This is a genomic window from Desulfoluna spongiiphila (assembly GCF_900101345.1).
GTDB lineage: Bacteria > Desulfobacterota > Desulfobacteria > Desulfobacterales > Desulfolunaceae > Desulfoluna > Desulfoluna spongiiphila.
The window spans coordinates 79,622-104,793 of record NZ_FMUX01000004.1; the positions used below are offsets into that span (position 1 = coordinate 79,622).

Here is a 25,172-nt window from a genome sequence, read left to right on the forward strand (position 1 = left end):
CGGATTCTGATAGAAACCCCACTGTCGTATCAGAACGACAAAATGCCGGATATGTTATTTTTTTAACCCAGGTTCCCAAGGCTTTTTCATGCCCCATACCCTTCTTTTGCAACTTCCCGTTCCCAGGCACCAGGTCGGTGCCAAAAGCGGAAACATCCCCCTCGGTCCAGCCTGCCTGAAGCTCGCTGCCGAAACCCACACCGATGCCAGCGTGGAAATATTCCCCGAAACCCTGGCCACCCACGGAGGGGATGCCGCTATTTTAGAGGAGATCTGTAAAAAACGCCCGGACATCCTGGGGCTCACCCTCACCTGCTGGAACGTGGAGCGATCCCTCCATCTTGCAGAGGAGGTCAAGAAAAGGTGCGGGGCCCGCATTGTGGCCGGGGGCCCCGAGGTGACGGTCGACAACCCCCTGACCCGTCATCCGGCCATCGATTTTCTTGTGTACGGCGAAGGGGAAGAGGTCTTTGTCAAGCTTTTGAAAGAACCCGGGCTCTGGGACCAGGGGGAGGCCTCCGGGTGCGCCCCTGAATTTTTCATGCATGGGAAAAACCCATACATTGAAAACATTCTCGATCCGGGTCCAGAAGAGATCATGCTCCTTGAGACCCAGCGGGGGTGCCCCTACGGATGCAAGTTCTGTTATTACAACAAAGCCCGGAAAGGGCTCACCTTTCTCTCCGATGAAAAGGTACTCGAAGGGATCCGATGGGCAGTGTGCAGCGGGGTCAAGGAGCTTTACCTTCTCGACCCCTCCCTCAACGCCCGCCCCGGCCTGAAGGACCTGCTCAAAGAGATTGCAAAAATCAACCCCCACGGAGCCCTTGCCCTTCGCAGCGAAATCCGAGCCGAATGGATCGACGCCGAAGCAGCTGAACTCTTTGCCGCAGCAGGGTTCACTGTCTTTGAAATCGGCCTTCAGTCCACATGCCGGAAGGCGCAAAAACTCATGGGCCGCAACACAGACCTCACGCGATTTGTCGAGGGGGTGAGCCACCTGAAGGACCATGGCATCCTCTCCACGGTGGACCTCATCATTGGCCTGCCCGGCGATGACCTCACCAGCTTTTCCAGTTCCCTGAGGTTCGTAAAGGAAAACGGGCTGGACGACGACGTGCAGGTCTTCCCCCTGGCCCTGCTTCCCGGTACCGCCTTCCGGCAGGAGAGTGAAAGCCTGGGACTTCGATTCCAGGAGAAGCCCCCGTACACCATCATCGAAACCCCCGGGTTCAGCCCCGATGAGATCACCCTGGCCATGGACTGGACAGAATCCCTTCTGGACATGGACCTGATGAGCCCGCCCGAGGTGAATCTCTCCTGGAAAACGGAAGGGCTTCCCGCCCACCGAAGCGTCACCCCGGAGGACCGGGAACTCATGGCCACCTTCGTGGTGACAAATGAAACGACACAAGACGACGCACGCCATGCAGCCGCCCGACTCTCATACCCCTACCAGGTGGTCATCACCCCCGAAGCCACGGATGACGAATCGGTCTTCCGCATCCTTGCAGAATGTGTCTCCCGGAACCCGCACACCCCATGTGAGATCATCTGGGTCGAGCCCGACTCCCTTCCGGACGCCGTTCGGATTGTGGCCGAACTCCCCCTTTTCCGGCCCCATTTTCTGGACAACGAGCTTGCCCTTTTAGACCACCGTCCGGGCAACCGGGCCATCCTGTGCACACTTGTCAGCACGGATCCACACCCCCTGCCCGTCCCCATGGGGCGCAGCCTGAAACGGTTTTATGGCGATGCCCTCCCCACACGTGATGCGTTGGAAGACCTGAATGACGCAGATGGCGCGGTCATTGATGCACCGGACACCGAAGCCCTCCAGGCTTGGCAGGAATCCATGGCCCCCCACGCAGACGAGATGTTTCCCATCGCCTTTTCAGACCATGGGGCCATGGCATACTGGCGGGAGTTGACCAGGGACGGGGATTGGGTTTTTTAGTGAATGGTGAAGTGGGTGCCTGATCTCTGTCAAGAGCAAAGGGGTTTTTAATCACCATATTTGAAAAGCCAAAGGTCTCGGCGTTAACTGAATATCTGAAAAAATGGGCGGCGTCGTTCTGGTGCACGGAGTGCACCCTACAGGCCTCGGTGCCTCGCCGGGTTTCCGGTTGAGCCCACAGGACCTTTTCCGCGAACCATAAGGATCACCACCTGAAACCTGTGGGTAGCCTTCAGCTCGTAGGGTGCACTCTGTGCACCATGTCCGCAAAACCAAAGGTCTCGGCGTTAACTGAATATCTGGAGAAATGGGTGAGCGTCGTTCTGGTGCACGGAGTGCACCCTACAGGACTCGGTGCCTCGCCGGGTTTTCGGTTGAGCTGACGGGGGCTGTTACGCGAACCATAAGGATCCCCACCTGTGAAACCTGCGGGTAGCCGAGATTTCTATTCACCATTCACTATTCACGCTCCCCCCTCACCACAACCACCTCCGTCCCATGCCCCGGCAGGAGCATTTCAACGAGCTCCTGTTCCGTTACGGGGGTGTAGGTCCTTTGCCACCGGGGATCCGACTCCAGTCGCTTCAGGCGACAGATGCGCTCCCGAACGGGGGGATGGGTGCGCAGCAGGGTGTGGCCTCGCTGCTCCCGGCGTCCTGCCACCCAGCGCATGAAAAGGGGGGACCGCCCGCCTTCGAGCTTTCTCAACGCTTTGATAAGGGGCCGGGGAGAACCTATGAGCTCGGCGGAGCCCGTATCGGCTGCGAACTCCCGGGTCCTCAGCAGGTGCAGCTGAAGCAGAAGCGCCACCACCGGGGCTGCCACCACAACAGCCAGGAGGACCAGGGACAACTCACGCTCCCCGGCAAAGATGGAAGGGAGATTGATGAGCACCATCAGCTGCCCGATGATGGAGAGCACATTGACCATCTTCACCGTGATTTCCGAAAACCACATGATGCGGCCGTCATTGTGGGCGATATGGCTCAGTTCATGGGCCACCACACCGGCCATCTCGTCACTTTCGAGGGTTTCAAGGATACCACGGGACAAGGCAATGGCGGAGCTGCGCCGGTCCCCGGTCACAAAGGCGATGGAGCGTGAGCTCGGCAGGATCCAGACCTCAGGGACGTTTGTGATACCCGCATTCACGGACAGATCCCGTACCAGGCGATGCAGCCCCGGCATCTGGAAATCCGTCACCCGAATCCCTCTGTAAAACCGCAGCACCACCGCCGGGGAAAGCCTCGGCGTCAGATGGTAGGCCAACAGCCCCCCCCACCGCAGCCGGAATGGAAAAAAGCGCCCCCCCCAGAATATGGGCCAAAAAAAGCAGCAAGGACGCCAAAGCCCATGCTGCTGTCGTTGATTTTACAAAACTGATGCTGTTTTGCCGTTCTTTCACACGCGCCATCATACCCACCTGCCTGTCAAACAGAGGCGGAAACGGCGCATGCCCTGACCCTGTTGTACCAGCCGCACCGTCACTGCCATGGTGTTTCTTCGGGAAAGCAAAAGATTTCCCATGGCATAAATTAGTCACAAATTATCGGGATGCAAGGAAAAAAAGCAGACGACAGGCGAGAAAAAGTGGAAAGCCGACGCGTCGCCCCATGGGGGACGCATCGGCTCGAAAATCACTCAGGCGGCACTTCATAATCGATGAACCGATGCAGGTCGTCGGGATGGATGGATTCGCCGGAAATGGCCCGGTCGCAGGCGGTGGCACCGGCTTTCTTCATTTTCTTGGCGCTCCCGCAGAGAAGGGGATGCCAGGAAGGAAGGGGCTTGCCCGCAAGGACCCTCCTGTACGCACAGGTTTCAGGGAGCCACCGGTACTTGGAGATGGAGGCGGGGGTCAGCTCCACACACACATCGTTGATGTACGTGCGGTTCTCGTAAATACGACACCTGCAGCTTTCAAGGTCCAGGTACTGGCAGGCCACAGACGTCACATAAACAGCACCGGTATCGGCGTCTTCAAGCTTCTCCATGCAGCAGAGGCCGCACCCGTCACAGAGGGACTCCCACTGCTTCCGGCTCATACCGGACAGGGGCGTGCTCTCCCAGAACGGCGCACCGGCCTCACACTCTCTCTTCTTTTCCGTCTTTTTCACAATCCGACGAATCCTTCTGAACAACGGTTAAAGGGAATGCTCATGTTTGAATGCAAGCCATGCAAGGGTCACCTGTTCGGTCCACTGGTCCTCCGTCAGGTTCCACTCTTCCATCTGGCCGGGATTTGCCGGCATCTGGACCATGGTGGCCAGCTCTTTGTATGTGTGTTTTTTCATCAGAGCGTCGGCAAAGGTGCCTTCCTCAATGAATTCCGTGGGAAATCGGTTGGGGTTGGCCTCCACCAGGGCCTCGAGTTCATCGGCGGTACGTGCAAAATCCATTTTTCACCACTCCGTATCTAACAGTTCAACACAAGCCCCGGAAAACCCTTTTGCGGCATATCCGGGGATTCAAACCGAGAAAAAAAGAATATAGAGCATCACTTCACTATTTTCAACTGTGCAGACGCGTCCCCCGGCCCGGAAAAAGCACATGTTCAGCACCTTTGGGCCCCTGTCAGGCCCCCCGCACCGTGCACACGCCCCCCTCTTTTTATGGCGCACAGCCCCTGAAAAAATAGGTCGCCATCGCTTTTTCGGTTGTTTCTATGGCAAAATATGAGTATGTGATGAGCCGCAATTGTTTGAATATCTGTGTATTCTAAAAAAACCCCGGATCTCGGCTATGCCTCCACAGGCTCACCCCCGATACCAGGGCGACCCCATGCCCAACAGCCGGTTTCGGCTTGAAATATGATGGTTCCGTAACACCCCCCAAAGAGGTCTCCGGTAGATTTCATCTGGAGGCGAAGCATCGTAGCGTTGGCATTGTGAAGAACCATCAACCAAGAGGAAGACCCACACATGACAGTCTGTAACACCATCAGAAACATCGCCATCATTGCCCACGTCGACCACGGCAAAACCACCCTCGTGGACGCCATGTTCCGTCAGAGCGGCCTGTTCCGCGAAGACCAGGAAGTGGAAGACCGGCTCATGGACAGCATGGACCTGGAGCGGGAACGCGGCATCACCATCTCCGCCAAAAACTGCTCCGTCAACTGGGGGGGGACCCGTATCAACATCCTCGACACCCCCGGCCACGCCGACTTCAGCGGCGAGGTAGAACGTGCCCTCTCCATGGTGGACGGTGCCATCCTGCTGGTGGACGCCTCCGAAGGCCCCCTTCCCCAGACCCGCTTTGTCCTGAAAAAAACCCTGGAGGCGGGCCTTAAAGTCATTGTGGCCATCAACAAAATCGACCGCGCCGATGCCCGCCCCGACGAGGTGCTCGACGAGATCTACGACCTCTTCATCGACCTGGACGCCACCGACGAGCAGCTCGACTTCCCCGTCCTGTATGCCATCGGCAGGGACGGCATCGCCCAGGAGACCCTGGAAGAGAAGGGTACAGACCTCACCCCCCTCTTCACCAAAATTGTCAACGACCTGCCGGCTCCGGAAATCGACTCGGAAAAACCCCTGCAGATCCTCATCTCAGACCTCGGGTACTCCGATTACCTCGGTCGCCTGGCCATCGGCAGGGTCTTCAACAGGCCCCTGTCCACCAAAACGCCCCTGGTCTACATCAATGAAGAGGGCAAACCCGTCCGCATCAAGGTCACCAAAGTCCAGGTCTACGACGGACTCACCATCAGCGAAGCCGAAACCGTAGCCGCCGGTGACATTGCCGTCATCTCGGGCATCGAAGAGATCCAGATCGGGGACACCGTCTGCGAGATGGACAACGCCGTGGCCCTTCCCCGGGTCACCGTAGATGAGCCCACCGTGGCCATGCGCTTTACCATCAACACCTCGCCCCTGGCCGGCCAGGAAGGCAAAATCGTTCAGTCCAGCAAGATCCTTGACCGCCTCCAGAAGGAGTCCATGAAAAACGTCTCCATGAAGGTGGATCTCACCGAGGACCGTGAGTGCTTCATGGTCAAGGGACGCGGCGAATTTCAGATGGCTATCCTCATTGAGACCATGCGCCGTGAGGGCTTCGAACTCTGCGTCGGTCGCCCCGAGGTCATCTTCAAGGAAGAGGACGGCGTCCGCACCGAGCCCATCGAAAACGTCTACGTGGACTGCGATGAAAACTTCATGGGGGTCATCACCGAAAAGCTCTCCCTCAGGAAGGGCAAGCTGATCAACCTCACCAACAACGGCCGAGGCCGCGTGAACATGGAGTTCTCCATCCCCTCCCGCTCCCTCATCGGCTACCGGGACGAGTTCCTCACCGATACCAAGGGCACCGGTATCATGAACTCCATCTTCCAGGGATACGAGCCCTACAGGGGCAGCTTCCCCACCCGCTACACAGGCTCCATCGTCTGTGACCGAAAAGGCCAGTCCGTGCCCTACGCCCTGTTCAACCTGGAGCCCCGCGGCCGCATGATCATCCCTCCCTCGGTTCCCGTATACGAAGGCATGATCATCGGTGAGCACAACAAAGAAGGCGACATCAACGTCAACGCCTGCAAAGAGAAAAAACTCAGCAACATGCGCGCCTCCGGCAAAGATGAGAACACCGTCTGTTCCCCGGTAAAACCCCTCACCCTGGAGCAGGCCATCAACTTCATCCGCGATGACGAAATGGTGGAGATCACCCCCGTCTCCATCCGCCTGAGAAAGACCATCCTCTCCCAGCAGATGCGGTACCAGATGCGACCTAAAAAAGACGTATAGTCTCTTTGATATATAAGTGAGTTACAAGCCGCCCTTCACGCCCCGCGTGAAGGGCGGTTTGCGTTTGCAAAAGGGCTGAAACGTTCTTGCTGTGGGGCGTCGTTGTCACCGGCAGGTAAAAGGTGGGCCGGGGTTGGGGGAAGGCGCTGTTTGTTTCGTCTTTTCTGCCCGGACGTGATGTGCGATACTACACAATTTCGAGGCTCGGCACCATGCGGCCCACACACGTGGCCGATACGGCTGGCAAGCCTTAAATCAAGCAGAAGAAAAACGAGCACCAACCCTTAGGAATTGTGGATAATCATATGGATTCTATCGAATTTGACCGCAGGCATATCTGGCACCCCTACACGTCCATGCAAGACCCCCTTCCCGCCTACGAAGTGGCCTCGGCCGACGGCGTCCGGCTGACCCTTTCCGACGGCCGGGAGCTCATCGACGGCATGTCCTCCTGGTGGGCGGTAATCCACGGCTACAACCACCCGGTCCTCAACCAGGTGCTCGCCGCCCAGTCCCAGAAAATGGCCCATGTGATGTTCGGCGGCATCACCCACCAGCCCGCGGTGGAGCTGGCCCGGCTCCTTCTTTCCATCACCCCGGATCCTTTGGAGCGCATCTTTTTCTGCGACTCCGGCTCCGTCTCCGTGGAGGTGGCCCTTAAAATGGCCTTTCAGTACTGGATGGCCAAGGGGAAAACAGGTAAAAACCGCATCCTGAGCTTCATGAACGGCTACCACGGAGACACCTTCGGGGCCATGAGCGTCTGCGACCCCGTCAACGGCATGCACGACATCTTTGCAGGGGTCCTGCCCAAACACCTGTTCGCCAAGGCTCCCGGGGCGCGCTTTGATGAAGAGCCCTCGGCCGAAGAGCTCCAGGCCCTTGAAACCCTCATGGAGAGCCACAAAGAGGAGATCGCTGCGGTGATCATCGAACCGGTGGTCCAGGGGGCCGGCGGCATGCGCATCTACTCCCCTGTCTTCCTGAACAAACTCCGGGAGCTCTGCGACCGCTACGGCTTTCTCCTCATCTTCGACGAGATCGCCACCAACTTCGGGCGAACCGGTAAGCTCTTCGCCCTTGAACACCCCGCGGTGGTCCCGGATATCCTCTGCCTGGGCAAAGCCCTCACCGGCGGGTACATGACCCTGGCCGCCACCCTGGCCACCGCCGAAGTGGCCGAGACCATCAGCAGCGGCAACCCGCCCAACTTCATGCATGGCCCCACCTTCATGGGCAACCCCCTGGCCTGCGCCGTGGCCCTTGCCAGCACCCGCATGCTCCTCGACTCTCCCTGGGAAACGCGTGTAAAGGGCATTGAAAACGGCCTCAAAGAAGGGCTCCTGCCCCTTGCCGACCTGCCCCAGGTGACCGACGTCCGGGTCCTGGGCGCCATCGGCGTGGTGGAGCTCAACCAACCCGTGGACATGGCCGTCACCCAGGCCCGCTTCGTGGAGCGGGGCGTCTGGGTCCGTCCCTTCGGCAAGCTCGTCTACGTCATGCCGCCGTTCATCATGGAACCGAAGGATTTGAACACCCTTACCTCGGTTATGGCGGAGGTTGTGGGGATGGAAGACAGGTCATAGGAGATAGGAAATAGTGAGTGGTGAGTGGAAAAAACGGGTATAGGGACACGCACGAAACACGGCGTCCCGTAGGGTGCATCCATGCACCAAAACCGAAGCGAAACGCTGAGCCAGCGCCGACGGCACCATGTCGGCCTTAGGGCTACCGCCATGGTGCACAGAGTGCACCCTACAGGATAGGGAATCGTCCGGGCCATCGAGAAAGCCTGCGTTACGTTCCAAGCAGCGGCATGAAGCAAAACCCGACACGGCCTGAAGCACCGAGGCCCGTAGGGTGAGCCGTACGCACCGTCCCTTCCGAAGACCGCCACGGTGTGATGCTGTGAAAACAAAAGAGGAGCCCCCCCGACCCATGGAAGCAAGCACGGCCTGCACGAAATGCGGATTCGAAAACCCGGCCGACGCCCCGGAGTGCCTGCGGTGCGGGGTCATCTTTGCGAAGCTGAACGCAGACCGGAATACGCCGCAGAACCCTCCAAAAAGGCCCGACACGCCCACAGGGCACCAAGCCTATGGTGAGGACACCCGCATCACATTTTACGAGCGGGAAGAGACATCTGAAGGGATTTTCATGGTGGTGATCAAGGGAGGGCTGCTGATCCTGCTTGCGTTGTGGGGTTTCAAACTGGCAGCCATCCCCCTCGTGGACGGGGGAGCCGGCAACTCGTTTCTCCACAACGTGAATCTCCCGTTCCATGAAGCGGGGCATCTTCTGTTCAAGCCCTTCGGACGGGTGATCCACTCCCTGGGCGGCACCCTGGGACAGCTTCTCATGCCCCTGATCTGCCTGGTGGCCCTGCTGGTAAAGCAACGCGACCCTTTTGGCGCGTCGATCTGCCTCTGGTGGATCGGGGAGAACTGCCTCGACATCGCCCCGTACGTGGACGACGCCCGGCGCCTTTCGCTGCCCTTGCTGGGTGGCAACGTCGGACACTCCTCGCCGTACGGGTTCCATGACTGGCAATTTATCCTGACGGAGACAGGACTCCTGGACAAAGACCACGTCATCGCCGGAGGGTTCAAAGGGGTGGGAATCCTGCTGATGGCCGCGGCCATTGCCTGGGGCGCCCACAGCATATACAAAAAACATATGTAACTATTCAGCTCCAAAAAGCAGCCTCCGGCGGCAAGGTGTACCACCTTGAAAGCAGGTTGCGGATACGCTTTTAAAACGAAATTCATTCAAGCAGTTTTTTTTAAGACCTGTTTGTTAAACTTTTTAAAAGTTTAGCCCCCGGCAGGGCCGCCGGAGGCATAAGCTGAATAGTCACAAACTATATTGTGTAAAAAAACATAACATATCAAGAAATTACAAAACACACCTGGAGTACTGCATTGACACCCGGAATTAATCTTCTGAAAAAAAAGAAAATAAAGCATACCGTCCACAGCTTCAAACACGACCCCAGCGCCGGAGCCTACGGCGACGAGGTGGTGGAAAAACTGGGTTTTCCTGCCGAGCGCGTCTTTAAGACCATCATCGTCGCCCTGGACGGCACGCCCAAAAACCTCTGCGGCGCCATCGTCCCTGTCACCGGGCTCACCGACCTGAAACACGTGGCCAAGGCTGCCGGGGCCAAAAAAGCGGCCATGGCCGACCCCAAAGAGGCGGAACGGGCCACCGGCTACATCACCGGCGGTATCAGCCCTGTGGGCCACAAAAAACGCATTCCCCTGCTCCTGGACGCCCTGGCCATGGAGCACCCCACCATCATGGTCAGCGGGGGCAAGCGGGGCCTTGAGATCGAGCTCTCCCCCGAAGATCTCATCGCTGCCACCGGGGCCAAGGTGGCGAGCATTCACAAATAGACCCCGCCAGATGGCCCGGGTCAGGCGTAAAACGAGCCCCCCGAAGCGGCCATGTCCCGCAGGAGCCCTGCGGGACTGAACCGCTCTCCGTGGCGTATTTCAAGGGACGCCATGCGTTCCAGCAAGGCAGGGGCCCCCATGGCGTCGGCATACCGGAACGGACCGCCGAGAAAAGGCGGGAAGCCCAGCCCCAGGACCGCTCCCACGTCCCCGTCTTCCGGGGATGCGATGATGCCCTCCTCCAGACAGAGAATCGCTTCGTTGACCAGCATCAGGCCCATGCGATTCTGCAGCTCTTCCCGGTCCACCCGGGACGACGGCCGGGCAACCACAAGGTGGGACAACACCGAGTTCACCCGCCTTTGCCCCCCTCTCCTGCCCTTGGTGTAATCGTAGAACCCCTTGCCGCTTTTCCGCCCCAGGCATCCCCGGGTATGGAGTCTCCCAAGAAGGGTCGACATCCGGATGTTCCGGGCCGCGCACGGGGCCTTCATCACCCCGGCCACATGCATGCCCACATCGATCCCCACGGCATCCACCAGGGCAACCGGCCCCACGGGATAGCCGAAACGGGTCATGGCATCGTCCAGAATGTGGGGAGAGACCCCCTCTTCCAGAAGCAGCATCACCTCATTGAGCATGACGGAAAGGATTCGCGTGGTGTAAAAGGCCGGTCCGTCTTTGACCACAATACAGGTCTTTTTCTGCCGGATACCGAAATCAAGGGCCGTTGCCGTCACCCAGTCCGCCGTCTGGTCCGTGGTGATAATCTCCAGCAGGGGCATGCGGCGCACCGGAGAAAAATAGTGCATCCCGATGACGTTCTCCGGGCGACGGCACCCCTCGGCAATGGCCGAGATGGGAATGGACGAGGTATTGGAGGCAAAGATGGCCCGGTCACAGGTGGCCTCCTCCACCTCGCGGAGCAGGGTCCGTTTCAGGGCGAGATCCTCAAAGGCAGCCTCCACCACCAGATCGCTGTTTTTAAAGGCTTTGTAATCGGTACAGGGAAGCACCCGCGCACAAAACGCATCGCGCTCAAAGGCAGTGATGGCACCTGTTCGACTTTGGGCCTCAAGGCCCTTCATCACCTCCCGTACCCCCTTTGCCGCCGCCTCCAGGGTGAGGTCTTTCAGGAGCAGGGTCTCGGTGAGCTCCGCCGACACCTCGGCAATGCCGCTCCCCATAAGACCGCTTCCCAGGATTCCCAGCTTCTTGACCGGCACGGCCCGTGCCCTGCCCGCATGGGCCTTGCGGCTGTTCATGGCAAAAAAGAGGGTGGCAAGGGACCGCGACCCCGGGGTCAGGGCCACACGCCCGAACCGAAAGATATCCTGACGGATCCCCTCTGCGATGCCGTGGTCATACCCGTGGCGCACCGATTCGAGGATCGCCATGGGCGCCGGATAGTGACCGCGTGTCTGCTTCCGCACCTGTTTCTCTGCCCGCGACAGCAACAAAGAGCGTCCCAATGCCGCCTTGTCCAGCAAACGGTAATGAAGGGGTCGTCGCCGCTTCCCCGACCGCGGCATGGTCCCGTCAGCCAGTTTCAGGGCAACCTGCACGGCGGCATGCTGGAGGCTGTACCGGGAAACCACCGCATCCACCAAACCCAGTTTCTTGGCTTCCCTTACCCTCACCTCCCTGCCGGTAAGCATCAGGGGCAGCGCCTCGGGCAACCCGATAAGCCGGGGCAACCGGTGGGTTCCCCCGGCGGCGGGCACGAGCCCCAGCCTCACCTCGGGCAGTGCAAACCGCGTGACCGCATCATCCGATGCCACCCGGTAGTCTGCGGCCAGGGCCAGTTCGAGGCCACCGCCCAGGCAGTCGCCATGTATGGCACACACCACGGGTTTGGACCATCCCGACAAGCGATTCAACAGGGCGTTGCCCCGGGTGAGAAAAGCCGTTATCTCCGACTCATCCCCCATGCGCCCCAACTCCACAAGGTCCGCCCCGGCCACAAAGGAGCTTTCCTTGGCACTCATGATCACCGCCCCTTTAAGCCCGCTGTCCTCCTCAAGGGTGTCCATGAGCGCCTCCACCTCATCAAAAAAGGCAGAGGAAAAGGTGTTGACCGAACGCCCGGGGCAATCGATGGTGAGCACAGCCACCTCTTCGGGCCTCTTCTCCAGACGAAGGTGTCTCATCCTCGCCTCCTTATCAAATGGCGACAGGCTCCTGCCCTGCGTGCCTCGGGTGAGGGGCAGCGGGCGGAGTTCATGTGCGCTCCATTAGAATGGCACTGCCCATGGCCCCTGCGGCGCATCCCGCCACAAGGCCATAACGGCTCTGCTCCCGGACCATGCGGCGGCAGCAGGTGGTCACCAGGCGCGCCCCCGTGGCACCGAAGGGATGCCCCAGAGAGAGGGATCCTCCGTTGCGGTTCAACCGATCCAGGGAAAGGCGGCCCACCGCCTTGTCTCGCCCCAGATGATTCCGGGCAAATGTCCGGGACGCAAGACAGCGAATATTGGCGATCATCTGGGCGGAAAAGGCCTCATGAACCTCCAGAACCCCGATCTCGTCCAAGGAAATCCCCGCCCGGTCCAGCACACCGGGGATGGCGAAGGCCGGTCCCAGCAGCAGTTCCTCCGTAGGATCCTGGGCGCTGTAATAAAAATCACGGACCGTGGCCAGGGGGATAAGCCCCATGGCAAGGGCCTTCTCCTCGTGCATCAGCAGCACCGCTGCGGCGCCGTCCGTCAAAAACGAGGCGTTTCCCGCAGTGACCGTCCCGCACCCCTTTGCAAAGGCGGGCCTGAGCCGCGACAGGGTCGCCACATCCGCGTCCCGTCGCGGCCCGTTGTCACAACTCAAGAGCTCACCGCTTTCCGGCACCACAACAGGCACCACCTCCTCCTTGAGCACCTCCGAGGCCCAACCCTCAAGGGCCCGGCCATGGGACATCTCGGCATACCGGTCCTGGTCTTGCCGGGAAATCCCCAGGCGGTTCGCCAGCCGGTCCGCGTCCTTGCCCATGGTCATGCCCGTGGAGTACTCCGCCATGGCCGGATACTCAGGGACGATAAAATCAAGGGGTCTCATGGATTTCAAAAGCGACAGCTTCCCCCGCAGGGTCTTGGGGCGTTTGTGCAGGGTAAGGTCCATCAGGAATTTACGGTATTTCTTTGACACGCGGATATCCGCATCGGAAAAGGTCTCCACACCGCCTGCGATGACGGCATCAGCCTGCCCCGAGGCGATAAGGGCCACCCCGTTGGTGATGGCCTGATTGGCTGAAATGCAGGCAACGGTGCAGGTGTGGGCGGGAACCGTCCGGGGGATCCCCGCCCCCAGGGCAATCTCCCGTGCGATGTTGGTGGTGGCAATGTCCGTGGCCACGCACCCCATGATCACCTGATCCACATCCATGCCGGAAAGCCCGGTGCGGGCCATGAGCCCCTTGACGGCAAGCTGCCCCAGCTGCCACCCCATAAGGGACGCGTAGCCGGTCCCGGACTTCTGAAACGGGATGCGGCAGCCGTCCACAACAGCCACCCGGTTGCCATGAATCGCCATGGATGTTCCGCCTCCTTACGGGATCATACAAAGTTGAATGAACCACAAAAAAAGCCTCCGGCGGCAAGGTGTGCCACCTTGAAAGCAGGTTGCGGATGCGTTTTGCCCCTCGTTCCTCGGGTCAAATCACATCCGCCTTTAAAGTAAAATTCATTCAAGAAGATTTTTTAAAACCTGTTTGTTAAACCGTTTTTTTAAATCAGGCAAAAATGTGTCCCCCGGCGGGGCCGCCGGAGGCATAACCTGAACCGTTACAAAACAGGAAAAAAGACAAAGGGATTTGATGCAGGTGGGATGCACCACATGCCTGTCCTCTCAAAGGGACAGGAATGGCTCATGGGCAGGGCATGTCGGATAATTCAGTAGGACATATTCACCGGGAAATGTCAACCCGGCACAATTCCGGATTTACCGTGCAATATCAGGAGGGTGGGATCAAGGAAGAAAGGGTCTCATCGCAAGTTTTTATGCGGTGCTCCCAGTCATGGGGCATCATGTGCCGTGCCAGTGCGGAGACGCTTGTCCCCTGCTCGGCGCAGCCCCGCAAAAGAGCACAAAGCTTGGAAATGGCGTCCTGACGGCTGGTGTAGAGATGATCGCCATGGAACGCCTCGGGGAGCACCTCGGGATAGGCCAGCCGTGACGGCAAAAGGGGCAGACAGCCATAGGCCATGGCCTCCACCACGGAGATGCCGAAGTTCTCCTGTACGGCGGAGCTCACCACGATGGCCCCGCGCGTCAGCCAGGACCGATAAACCTCGGCTGTTTCACAGTACCCAAAATGGACCACCCGATCCCCCAGCGTCTTCAGGGCCTGATGAAACGGGGCCTCGGCCTTGCCGCCCGCAGACTCTCCCAGAAGGGCCACCTGAAACGGAACGCCTTCTGCGGCAACTTTCTCCAGCACGTGGAGCATGGCGGGAAAATTCTTGTCGTAGCTCCAGCGGTGGTTCCAGATGATCAGGGGAGGAGCTGTCTGCTTCTCTTCCACGGCCGGCAACGCCTTCGGGAGGCTGCAGCCCGGATAGATCACCCGAGACTTTTCGGCCACGGCCTCTTCCAGGCCCTCTGGGAGAACATCGGGGAAACGGGATAGAAACGGGGACAGGCTGTTGATAAACAGCTCCCGGTGATGGCTGGAATTAAACACCACGCGATCCGCGGCACAGACCGTAAAAATCTCCTGCATCACCAGGTCCACCTCAACGGTGCTCCCCTTGGGCGGGGGATAGGTGAGCTGGCTCTCATGCATGTAGACGAGAGTCGGAGGGCAGTCCGTCACCAACCCTTTGAGCCGGGCAAGGTCCACCATGTTGGAGACGATGAGGCCGTCAACGCCTTTCAAATCGCACAGCACACCGGCGTAATGGAGAGCCGATGACCGCATGCGCCATTTCCAGTTCACACCGGGCAGGGTCAACAGGTCGATATCATGACGGCTGTGGGCTTTGAGCCCTTCGGCAAACGCTTTGTGGGATCCGCTGAAATGGGGTTCCAGGAAGAGAAAACGAAGGGGCATGGGGCATTCACTCGTCAGTGGTCAGCTCCCGAAGGCGGGCATCCATCTTCGCCTGAAACGACACAAGCTCTTCTTCCAGAAGCTTCAGGTCGTTGATGCGCTCCCGCACGTCGGTGATCTTCTTCTGGCCCATGGCCAGGGTCTTGCGGATCTGCTCCACCTCATCGATGTCGAAATCCGTAAGGCCGATGATCTCGGAAATCTCCTCCAGGGAGTATCCGAACCGCTTGCCGCGCAGGATCAGTTTCAGGCGCACATGGTCCCTGCGGCTGTAGATGCGTTGATTGCCTTCGGTTCTGCGGGGAGAGATGAGGTTCTTTTCTTCGTAAAACCGGATGGATCGGGTGCTGATGTCAAACTCGCGGGCCAAATCCGAGATGGTGTAGTATATTTCTTTGCCCTGGCGCTTCAATGCAAGGATCTCCTGGATTATTCATCACCCCGCCTGCTCTGGCGAACAGGAAGGCGTCTTAGTCTGCTCTCTTTTTATCATGGACTCGCAACAAACCGGCGTCAACCCTGCGAGAACTCCGTCGTTACATATGCGCTGCACGGGCTCTTGTCAAGGACTGCCTACCACCCCATGGGCCTTACGGCCCCTTCGATAAACCGAATTTTTCCGGGCAACTGCTCCCCGCCCTTGACACCCCCGGCACTTTCACCTATAAAGTTTACGTTAACGTAAACATGAGACACATCACATCCGACCATAAACATCGTACCCAAAACATAACACGCATCACCAACAAGAGATGAACTGCGGAGGACCATGGAAAAAATTTTCTATCCCGAATCCATTGCCATCTGGGGACTGTCCAATCGTGAAAACAACATCCCCAGGCTGATGCTTGAAAACCTGATTCGCTGGGGTTACGAGGGCCGCCTGTTCGGCATTCACCCCAAGGGTGATGAGAAACACGTGGACGGGGTCAAGATGTACAAAAGCATTAAGGATCTCCCCCAACAGCCCGACCTGGCAGTCTTTCTGCTTCCCGCGCGCCTCATCCCCGGGGCCCTTCGCGAGGCCGGTGAGTTCGGGGTACGCCGGGCTGCCATCCTCTCCGGGGGCTTCAACGAATCCGGTGCCGAAGGGGAAAAGCTGGCCGAGGAGCTCATGGCCGTGGCCGACGACTTCGGTATCCGGTTCATCGGTCCCAACGGCCTCACCGTGGCAAACACCGCAAACGGCCTCTGCCTCCCCTTCACCCCCACCTTCAAAACCCCCCGGGGCGGCATGAGCCTGATTACCCAGAGCGGAGGCATGGGCCTCTTCCTCTGGCACCTCATGGCCGACGAGAACATCGGGCTGGCCAAGTTCGCCAGCATCGGCAACAAACTCAACGTCAGCGAAGTGGATTGTATCCGGTACTTCGGAGAAGATCCCGAGACCAAGGTGATCTGCCTGTACCTGGAGAGCATCACCGACGGCAGGCAGCTCATGGAGGCCGCCTCCGAGGCCGGCAAGCCGGTAATCATCTACAAAGCCAACACCACCCAGGCCGGCAGCAAAGCCGCCATGAGCCACACGGCGGCCATCAGCAACAACGAGGAGATCATCGATGCCGCCTTTGAACGCGCCGGCATCCTCCGCATTGAAGAGTTCGACGACTTCATCGGCGCCGCAAAAATCTTTGAGCTGCCCCCCATGCGAGGCAACCGCATCATGGTCATGAGCCCTGCAGGAGGGTTCACCGTGCTCATGGCCGACCTCTGCGAAAAAGCGGGCTTCGAGTTTGCCGACCCCGGAGAAGCCTTTTACAAAGAGATCGCAGAGTTCACCAACGCGGGGGTCATCACCCTCTCCAACCCATTGGACCTCGGAGACATCTACGACCCGTCCTCAACGGCCAGCGTCATCAACCTTGTCCTTCATAACGACAAAGTGGACGGGGCCGTCTACCTCACCCAGAACCCCCAGATGCCCAAAAACGATGACGTCTTCAACAAAATGTTCAAGACCGACATCTCCAAAGAGGTCACCGGTGCCATCCGCTCCTCGGGAAAACCCATGGCCTCCTGCCTGTACGGCCCGTCAAAAACCATCAACCGGGTCAAACAAAACGTCAACGTGCCCATCTTCAACACCCCGGAGTCCATGATCCGCATCATGAAGCTCCAGCAGCGCTACCATGCCAAGCAGGCCGAACCCGCCTTCACCACCGCCCTGCCCCACGGCATCGACATGGACGCCGCAGCCTCGTGGGTGCGCTCCCACACCGGCACCCACGGTGAAGAGGCCCTGGAGCTGCTCACCGCCTTCGGCATCCCCGTGGCAAAAAACCAGACCGCCACCACCCCCGATGAGGCCGTGGCCGCCGCCGAGGCCATCGGCTACCCCGTGGTCATGAAGGTCATCAGCCCCGATGCCGTCCACAAGTCCGAAGCGGGCGGGGTCCTTATGGGCCTCAACGACGCCAGTGATGTTCGAAATGGCTTCGATACCATTTGGGCCAACCTGGAGGCCTACAAAAAAGACGCCCGCTTCGACGGCGTGCGCCTCATGGCCATGGCAGGAAGTGGCCACGACATGTTCGTGGGCGGCAGCGTGGACGACTCCTTCGGCCCGGTTGCCCTCTTCGGCTACGGAGGCATCTACATCGAGGTCTTCCAAGACGCCCAGACCGTGCTGTGCCCCTCGTCCCCGGATGAGATCGAAACCAAAATCACCCGCCTGAAATCAGCCAAAATCCTTGCCGGGACACGCGGCAAAGCCGGTGGGGACATAAGCGGTTACATCGACCTCATCCACCGCGTCACCCACCTCATGGCCCAGTTCCCGCAGATCCAGGAGCTGGACCTCAATCCCGTGCGGGTTCTGGAAGACGGATCGGGGGTGCTTGCGTTGGATGCGAGGTGCAGGATAGAAAAAAGGTCATAGGAGGATAGAAGATAGGTGATAGGACAAAGGAGATAGGGAGCGGTTTTATGGTGCGGGGTCGGGTAGGGCAATCCACGAAGCCGATCGGGGTTTTGTCGGGTGCGCCGTGCGCACCGCATAGCGTATCGAATCCCATCACCGGTTTCATGTTGAGGACGTTCGGGATGCTCACGGGCAATGCAGGGCCGGTGGCTCGCGTTCCATCAGGTGGTGCGGGAGCCGCACCCTACAGTCCGCGTGGTCGGCCGGGAATTGGTAACCGTGTGGACCGCAAGCCCGGCCCCCAAAAACACCACAGGCCGGAAATGATCTGCAATCATTTCAGGCCCGTGATTTAAAAACCTGGGGTCCAGGGGATCATCCCCTGGCCGCCGGAGGCGTTTTTTGCTTTTTCGCTTTTTACTTATTCATGCAGCACAATACCCGTGGGCAGCGATTCTCCGTAGATCACTTTTTCGTCGCCGGTGGAGAGGGTCACCACCTCGGAGAGAGGTTTGATCGCCTTCTTCCCGCCGCCTAAAGCCTGGACACGGGCGATGACCTGTTCGCGCTGGTCGTCGTCCAGGTCGCGCATGCGGTCGCCGGTCCTGCGGCCCATGATGACCAGGGCGTTGACCACGGCCTTCGGGTCTTTCCATGATCCGGTGAGGAGTTTTTGGATCCAGGGCCAGGCGTCCTTGGGGGCCACCACGCGATCCACGGAGCCGTACAGGGGCTCGCGCTGACCGATTCGGGAAAGGGCCCAGATCATCTGGGAGGGCGATTTTTTCGGGGAGAGGGCTTTCACGAGTTGATTGCCCAGGCGCACCTTGTCCTTGGTGATGAGGCGCTCCATGTTAGCAAGGGCCATCCAGAGCTCCACCTGTTCCTGGGGAGTCATCTTCACGCCGTTGCCCCGGGCGGGAAAGACCAGGGGAGACACCTCCTGGAAAAACTGACGCTGCTGGCCGGGGTTCAGGCCTGCGGCAAGGCGACGCCAGAGGATCCACCACTCGCCGCGCACCTGGTTGTTCCTGTCAAACACCGGCCCGCCTCGAAAGAGCTTCCACACCTTTTTCATGCGCTGCTCATCCATGCCGTGGCCGCTGCCGGGACGCAGGCAGTATCCGGTGAGGTTGAGCCATCGGGCCTCGAACTCTGCGGCGCGTTCCCTGTGTGCTTTCTCGTCAAGGAGGATGTCGGAGAGATCCCGGATAAAAGAGAGGGGCCACGAATTCTTCTGGATATCCACGGCAGACGAGATGGCCTTCACCACCCCGGTGAGACCGGTTTTATCCCCTGAAAAGACATCTTTCACAACGGTGCGGGCGGCCTGGGTCAGGCCATCGTCCAGGACTTCCCCTTCGGCCACGGCCATGGGGTCGGTATCCCGCCGCAGCTGAAAATTCAGGCGCCAGTGATGGTCACTGATCTGGGAATGGCATCCGATGACCAGGGTCCCCACCTCGGTGTACTGGGCCTTGATATGAACGGGGATGGACTCTTCGTTGCCTTTTTTACCGTACTTGATCACCGAGGCCATGGGAGGCAGCTCGGTGAGGGTGTCGTCGATGGTGATGACGTCCCCTGCCCGGTCCCCGGAACGAAAGCTGGAGCTATAGACAGGAAACTCTGCCGGGCGGTTGGCAATGACCGTAAACTTCTTGTCGGTGAGCTCGATGGTCTCCCCTTCGTCCAGACCGCGCTCCACGATGCAGACCGCTTTGTGGGCATCCCCGTTGGTGGAGCCCACGCCAAGGTAGTAGCTCCGGGGGCTTCCGCTTCCCACCCGCACGCCTTTGCCGATCTTGGCAAGACCGTAATAAGAGGCGCCCAGGGCCACGGCAAGGTCCGGATCCGGGTTGTCCATCTCCCGGGGAAAGGAGGCATCGGGCTCGTTGAACCAGTGCCGGACAGCGCCCTTGATCTTGCGCCGGATCACGGTAGGTTTTAAGGAGCCGCCGTTGAAAAGGATGTGGTCCGGGGCGTGATCGGAGCCCAAAAGATCTGCCACGGCCTCTTTGTGATTTTCCAGGAACCACCCGATATGGCGGGTAATGGCCGGTTCCTGCTCGTAGGGGAGGCCGAATTCGCTGATCCCCTTGCGCCGCGTCCTCTCCCGGGCCTCCTCTTTGGTGACGTCTGGGAAAAAACCGTCCAACACGATCTCTTCCACCATCTCCCGGGTCAGGGTGGCCGACAGGGTGCCGCCGATGAGGCTGCTGCCGGAGCCCGTCATGATGATACGCTCGGTCTCCATGCCTTCGCCCAGGACCTTCTCTTTGGCTTTGCGCGAGAGGTGACAGAGGGTCTTCCATTTGTCCGACGACAGGTTTTTGGCGTTGCCCTTGAACAGGGATTCGGCTTTGCGGGCCAGGGCCAGGTCGATGTTGTCCCCGCCGAGGATCAGGTGATCCCCCACGGCGAGGCGCTCAAAGCGCGGGGTGCCCTTGCTCTCTTTCAAAGTAATGAGGGTGAAGTCCGTGGTGCCGCCGCCTACGTCGCAGACGAGGATCAGCTCCCCGGGTTTGACGTGCTCTTCCCAGCTCTTCTCATGGCGGATCAACCAGCTGTAGAAGGCGGCCAGGGGCTCTTCCAGAAGGGTCACATGTTTGAGGCCCGCAAGTGCCGCAGCTTCCACGGTGAGGTCCCGGGCCACCTCATCAAAGGAGGCGGGCACCGTGATCACCACAAACTGGTTTTCGAGGAAGGCACCCTCGTCGTCGCCTCCCATGTGTTTGTTCCACGCCTTCCTGAGGTGCTCCAGGTAGAAGGCCGTGGCCTCCACAGGGGAGACCTTGCCCACATCGGCGCCGGCTCCCCAGGGCAGGATTTTGGCCTTGCGGTCTGCTTTGTCGTGGCACAGCCAACTCTTGGCCGACACCACCAGGCGCGAGGGGACCTTGCTCCCGTGCTCCCGGGCGAAAAGGCCTGCAAAGCGTTTCTCCATGGGGTTCCACGGCTGAATCACCGACTCATCGGGAATGTCGTAGGTTCCGGGGATGTAGAGAAAGGAGGGCAGCACCGACATGGGTGACACCTCCCCCTCCCGGGTGAGCTGGGGCACGCGAAAAAGTTGAATATTCTTGCGGCCCTTGGCTGTCTCCGGCTGTTCCAGATCCACGTAAGAGATCGCGGAGTTGGTGGTCCCCAGGTCGATCCCGATGATGTATCTCAGTGTTTCAGTATCCCGCATCATCCCTCTCGCGTACGTTGAATTCGAGTTTCCATCTCTTGTCGCCCTCTGTGGCGACACACCAGAACTCCAGGGTGCCGATCTCCGTCACCCGGATCTCGAACTGAACAGGGATGGCGGTGCCCCACTCCCCTTCCAGGGTGGTCTCGATGGAGGTTAAATCTTCCATCTCCCCGTCGGCCCAGGAATCGATGACGTCCCCGGGGGCGTCGTCCCGGCGGGAGGCCGAAGCCATGATGTCAAAGGCCACGGGCTCGCCCACATACAGGACAAACTCTTCGGAGGCCACGCGCTCTTCCGTGCCCTCCTCCATGCCCATGGGGGCAACGCACAGGGCCTTCATGGGGGCGGGCATCCCCGGAATGGCCGGCATGGCCGCTTCCACGGAGACGTAGTACGAACGGGAAAGGCCGCCACGGATACGGATGCCCCTGCCCAGACGAGCCAGGCCGTAATAGGCCGCTCCCCGGGCAACGGAGAGATCGTAATCGCCTGCTTCCACTTCACGCACCGGGGTGTCGTTGCCCACCTCTTCCCGGAAATAATCCACCACGCCCAGGATACGCTCCCGAACGGCCGCCGATTTCATGATGCCGCCGTTAAAGAGCACGGCGTCGGGAATGCAGGCGTTCTGCCAGCCGTCGCCGCCCTGGCGGGCAAGGAACCACGCCATGTGCCGGGAAATAGAGGGGTCCTGCTCGTAGACCAGGCCCATCTCGCGCAGGCCGCTCCGGCGCTTCTGCACGGGCCGCTCGCCCACGGAGCACAGGGGCAAAAAGCCCTCCAGGATCACCTGGTCCACCTCTTTTTCGTCCATCTCGCTTTTGAGGGTGCCCCCGATAAGACCGGAGCCGCGCCCCAGGATGGTTACGGGCTCGGGGCCGTTGGTGCCCCCGGACAGGATCTTCTCCTTGACGCTTCGGATGGAGTGGCCGAGGCCCCGCATCTGCCAGTCATCGAGTTTCTGCCCTTTGGCGTCCATCTTGGATTTTACGTACCAGGCCAGGGCCAGGTCCATGTTGTCCCCGCCCACGAGGAGGTGATCGCCCACGGCAATACGCTCCAGGGAGAGTTCCCCGTCCTCTTCGGAGATGCCGATGAGGCTGAAGTCCGAGGTGCCCCCGCCGATATCGCAGACCAGGAGGGTCTCCCCTTTTTTTACCTTGCTTCGCCAGTCATCCCCCATGGACTCGATCCAGGCATAGAGAGCTGCCTGGGGCTCTTCCAAAAGGGTCACATGGGCAAGGCCCGAAAGGGCTGCCGCCTGGACGGTGAGCTCCCGGGCCACGGCGTCAAAGGAGGCGGGAACGGTGAGGTAAATCTCCTGGTTTTCCAGGCGAAGGGCCGGGTCATCGGCTGCCATCTCGTGGTTCCAGGCGTCGCGCATATGGCGCAGGATGGCAGCCGAGGCCGTCACCGCAGACATCTTGGAGACCTCCTGTGGCCCCTTCCACGGCAGGTTTTCGGCCTTGCGGTCCACCATGGTGTTGCAGAGCCAGCTCTTGGCCGAAGAGATGAGGCGCTGGGGCAACTCGCCCCCGCGTTTTCTGGCAAACTCCCCCACCACGGCGTCGGGCTCCGCATCCCACGGCAGGGCCGTGGCCCCGCGGCCCACATCATGGGCTTCGGGAAGAAAAATAAAGGAGGGAAGCATCTCACGCTTCTCCACCACACCGGCATCCACAAGCTGCGGAATGCGGAACAGGCGGATATCCGAAGCGTCGGCCGCCCCGTCTTCGGGTCTCTCGGTATAGGCCACCACGCTGTTGGTGGTGCCAAGGTCGATACCGACAATGTATGAACTCATCACTTTCTCCATCAGCCCAGCTCCACCTCAGCCGGAGCCAGCACATCGGGGTTGGACTCTTCGGAAAGGGTGGGCACTTCGGTCTTGGTGGCTTTCCAGCCTTTATGGCGCACGATGCCGGTGAAGGGGGGCTCCCCGGAGACATTGCCGGTGAGACGGATCTCCTCGGGGTTGAAACCGGCTTCCACGGTGATGCTCTCCCCTTCCGGGGTATCCACCACGGGGCCGCAGGAGACGTATTTGCCCAGGGTCTTTACGCAGTTTTCATGGATTCCCCGCACGGCAGCCCCGATCTGGTCGTCGCTGTAAATGGAGAGGTCTTCATTGAAAAAGTCAATGAGGCGTCCCTCCTTTTGAAGGGCGGAAACAAGATGGAGAAAGGTCCGCCTGGTGTTTCGCTTCTCCACCTCGGGGTCGACGACGGGCCCTTCATCTTTGGGGGCCGCTGCAACCTCGGGGACCCCGGCGTTGACATAGAGGCCCCGGATAATCATCCAGAGGAGCAGGGCAAACACAAGGCCCGCACCCACGGAGACGGGCACCACCACCTGGGAAAAATTCTCAAACACAAAGGAGAAGGCCTTGGCGGCATCGGGATCGGCGGCGGTATGAACGGCTTTCATGGCCGCCACGCTGGCACCAAAGTAGATGGCCACGTCCACGGCAAGAACAAAGAGCGCCATCACCAGAAAAATCCATAACAATGCCCGCTTGGAAAAGGTTTTCGCGGAATCCATAGTCTCTCCTTTTAATCAGTATCCACAGTACACATGAGAAAATTATGACCAGCAAGGTGCCGTCCTCGTCACCTGTTTCAGTCGTTCAGGGCGCAGAAAAAAATAAAAGCACAAAAAACAATGCCTCCGGCGGATAGGTATGCCACCTTGAAAGCACATTTCCGCTGGGATTTCCCCCTTGTCCCTCGGGGCAAATCCCAGCGGCATTCTGGCAAGATAGTGTATAACTATTTATTTCCAACAGCCTTACAAGCCGCAGCCGGACGCAAGATAATGCAGAATCCCGCGTCAATCAAGGCACGACGCTTGGATTTATTCATTATTAAAGGATGGGTGTCAAGAGGGAAACCACAGCCCGCCCCCCGGTGACTCCGGATTCCAGCCCCATACGGGCCTTCGGCCGGAGCAAAGGGGATCAGATCACCCGATTTCTCAAGGTCCCGATTCCATCGGCGGAGAGCTCCACCGTATCCCCGGAGGAGAGAAAACGCCCCATCTCAAGGCCGCACCCCCTGCCCTCTTTTCCCGAGCATGTTCCTGAGCCGATAAACTCGCCGGGATACAGGGTTTCATCCCGGGAGACCGCCTGGATAATCTCTTCAAAGCTCCAGTGCATGTCCGCGGTGGACCCCCGGGACCACTCCTGGCCGTTGACACGGGCTGTCAGGGTGATGCTCCGGGGATCAAGGATTTCGTCCCGGGTCACCAGCACCGGCCCCATGGCGTTGCCGCCGTTGAAATCCTTTCCCTTGGCCGGTCCCAGTCGCCCCTTCATCTCCCGCATCTGCTCGTCCCGGGCGGAAAAATCATTGAAGAGGGTGTACCCGAAAATGTGCTCCTCCGCCCGGGCCGCCGGGATATCGGCACCGGCCTTCCCGATGACGATGCCAAGCTCCAGCTCGTAATCAAAACGCCTGCAGTATGACGGAATGGGCACCTCCGCACCATGGCCCACCACGGAAAAACGGTTGCTTTTGTAGTACACAGGCCGATCGTACCAGGCCCTGTTGATAAGCCGGGCAAGGGTAAAGCGGCGGCCCCATCGCCTCTCAATCTTTTCATCCAGCAGGCCCAGCTGCTTCAAGCCCAGAACCCGGATGCAGTTGATGATATGGTCTTCAAAGGCCATGGCATCCCGCACGGACTCGGGAACCGGCAAGGGGGCCAGAAGCCTTGCCGAAGCCATGGGCGTGCACAGCTCCGCTGCTCCCTCCTCGCTCACCCGAACCATCACATGACGCGCCGCGTCAAGGGCGCCCTCTCCGCTCCGTATCAAAGAGAGCATGCTCTCAAAGGGTTCATCCGATACGCCGAAGAGAGTGGCCGCGGCCTTCAGGTCCACGATATCATCGTCTCCGGTCAACGCCCCAAGGGCTGCTTCATCACCGTTTTTCAACCACGTCACCAGCTTCATGCTCGGCTCCTTGTCTGACGGGT

Annotated in this window: 17 protein-coding genes; 6 read left to right on the top strand and 11 right to left on the bottom strand. The window is 59.6% G+C overall.

The window, feature by feature from the left end; genetic code table 11:
• The first annotated feature begins 88 nt into the window (after nt 1-88).
• Complete coding sequence (locus BLQ12_RS07180; RefSeq protein ID WP_092209741.1) at nt 89-1,957, top strand: B12-binding domain-containing radical SAM protein; 1,869 nt, start codon at nt 89-91, stop codon at nt 1,955-1,957.
• Between the two features lie 459 nt (nt 1,958-2,416).
• Here BLQ12_RS07180 and BLQ12_RS07185 read toward each other — a convergent pair whose 3' ends face one another.
• From BLQ12_RS07185 to BLQ12_RS07195, 3 genes are all read right to left on the bottom strand, one after another.
• Nucleotides 2,417-3,226 (bottom strand): M48 family metalloprotease, encoded by an 810-nt coding sequence (locus BLQ12_RS07185; RefSeq protein WP_139163889.1) that lies wholly within the window; start codon nt 3,224-3,226, stop codon nt 2,417-2,419.
• Nucleotides 3,227-3,594: 368 nt separating this feature from the next.
• Complete coding sequence (locus BLQ12_RS07190; protein ID WP_254782016.1) at nt 3,595-4,074, bottom strand: YcgN family cysteine cluster protein; 480 nt, start codon at nt 4,072-4,074, stop codon at nt 3,595-3,597.
• Between the two features lie 27 nt (nt 4,075-4,101).
• On the bottom strand, nt 4,102-4,356 hold the full coding sequence (locus tag BLQ12_RS07195; protein ID WP_092209744.1) for a hypothetical protein: 255 nt from the start codon (nt 4,354-4,356) through the stop codon (nt 4,102-4,104).
• A gap of 522 nt (nt 4,357-4,878) precedes the next feature.
• Between BLQ12_RS07195 and typA the strand changes: the two genes are divergently transcribed.
• From typA to ybaK, 4 genes are all read left to right on the top strand, one after another.
• Nucleotides 4,879-6,702: a translational GTPase TypA gene (typA, locus tag BLQ12_RS07200; protein WP_092209746.1), complete on the top strand. Its 1,824-nt coding sequence runs from the start codon at nt 4,879-4,881 to the stop codon at nt 6,700-6,702.
• Between the two features lie 305 nt (nt 6,703-7,007).
• Complete coding sequence (gene bioA / locus BLQ12_RS07205) at nt 7,008-8,288, top strand: adenosylmethionine--8-amino-7-oxononanoate transaminase (RefSeq protein WP_092209748.1); 1,281 nt, start codon at nt 7,008-7,010, stop codon at nt 8,286-8,288.
• 352 nt (nt 8,289-8,640) lie between these two features.
• Complete coding sequence (locus BLQ12_RS07210) at nt 8,641-9,384, top strand: zinc finger Ran-binding domain-containing protein (RefSeq protein WP_092210131.1); 744 nt, start codon at nt 8,641-8,643, stop codon at nt 9,382-9,384.
• Between the two features lie 239 nt (nt 9,385-9,623).
• The gene (gene ybaK / locus BLQ12_RS07215) at nt 9,624-10,097 is read left to right on the top strand and encodes a Cys-tRNA(Pro) deacylase (protein WP_092209750.1); all 474 of its coding nucleotides are present in this window, start codon (nt 9,624-9,626) and stop codon (nt 10,095-10,097) included.
• 20 nt (nt 10,098-10,117) lie between these two features.
• Here ybaK and BLQ12_RS07220 read toward each other — a convergent pair whose 3' ends face one another.
• The 4 genes from BLQ12_RS07220 to BLQ12_RS28170 all read right to left on the bottom strand — a co-directional run bounded on the left by BLQ12_RS07220 (nt 10,118) and on the right by BLQ12_RS28170 (nt 15,550).
• Nucleotides 10,118-12,247, bottom strand: coding sequence for a 3-hydroxyacyl-CoA dehydrogenase NAD-binding domain-containing protein (locus BLQ12_RS07220; protein ID WP_092209752.1), 2,130 nt, complete (start codon nt 12,245-12,247; stop codon nt 10,118-10,120).
• A 70-nt stretch (nt 12,248-12,317) separates the two neighbouring features.
• Nucleotides 12,318-13,619, bottom strand: a complete 1,302-nt coding sequence (locus BLQ12_RS07225; protein WP_092209754.1) for an acetyl-CoA C-acyltransferase — start codon at nt 13,617-13,619, stop codon at nt 12,318-12,320.
• A gap of 421 nt (nt 13,620-14,040) precedes the next feature.
• Nucleotides 14,041-15,138 carry a tRNA-queuosine alpha-mannosyltransferase domain-containing protein gene (locus BLQ12_RS07230; RefSeq protein WP_092209756.1) on the bottom strand — a complete coding sequence of 366 codons (1,098 nt, stop codon included), beginning with the start codon at nt 15,136-15,138 and terminating at the stop codon, nt 14,041-14,043.
• A 7-nt stretch (nt 15,139-15,145) separates the two neighbouring features.
• Nucleotides 15,146-15,550, bottom strand: coding sequence for a MerR family transcriptional regulator (locus BLQ12_RS28170; protein ID WP_264294132.1), 405 nt, complete (start codon nt 15,548-15,550; stop codon nt 15,146-15,148).
• A gap of 357 nt (nt 15,551-15,907) precedes the next feature.
• Between BLQ12_RS28170 and BLQ12_RS07240 the strand changes: the two genes are divergently transcribed.
• Nucleotides 15,908-18,016 carry an acetate--CoA ligase family protein gene (locus BLQ12_RS07240; RefSeq protein WP_092209758.1) on the top strand — a complete coding sequence of 703 codons (2,109 nt, stop codon included), beginning with the start codon at nt 15,908-15,910 and terminating at the stop codon, nt 18,014-18,016.
• A gap of 403 nt (nt 18,017-18,419) precedes the next feature.
• Here BLQ12_RS07240 and BLQ12_RS07245 read toward each other — a convergent pair whose 3' ends face one another.
• The 4 genes from BLQ12_RS07245 to BLQ12_RS07260 all read right to left on the bottom strand — a co-directional run bounded on the left by BLQ12_RS07245 (nt 18,420) and on the right by BLQ12_RS07260 (nt 25,149).
• Nucleotides 18,420-21,194 carry an Hsp70 family protein gene (locus BLQ12_RS07245; RefSeq protein WP_092209760.1) on the bottom strand — a complete coding sequence of 925 codons (2,775 nt, stop codon included), beginning with the start codon at nt 21,192-21,194 and terminating at the stop codon, nt 18,420-18,422.
• On the bottom strand, nt 21,178-22,998 hold the full coding sequence (locus tag BLQ12_RS07250; RefSeq protein ID WP_092210134.1) for an Hsp70 family protein: 1,821 nt from the start codon (nt 22,996-22,998) through the stop codon (nt 21,178-21,180). Before BLQ12_RS07250 ends, BLQ12_RS07245 begins: the two co-directional genes overlap by 17 nt.
• Before the next feature lie 11 nt (nt 22,999-23,009).
• The gene (locus BLQ12_RS07255) at nt 23,010-23,735 is read right to left on the bottom strand and encodes a DUF2760 domain-containing protein (protein WP_092209761.1); all 726 of its coding nucleotides are present in this window, start codon (nt 23,733-23,735) and stop codon (nt 23,010-23,012) included.
• A gap of 415 nt (nt 23,736-24,150) precedes the next feature.
• Nucleotides 24,151-25,149 carry a fumarylacetoacetate hydrolase family protein gene (locus BLQ12_RS07260; protein ID WP_092209763.1) on the bottom strand — a complete coding sequence of 333 codons (999 nt, stop codon included), beginning with the start codon at nt 25,147-25,149 and terminating at the stop codon, nt 24,151-24,153.
• Nucleotides 25,150-25,172: the final 23 nt, after the last annotated feature.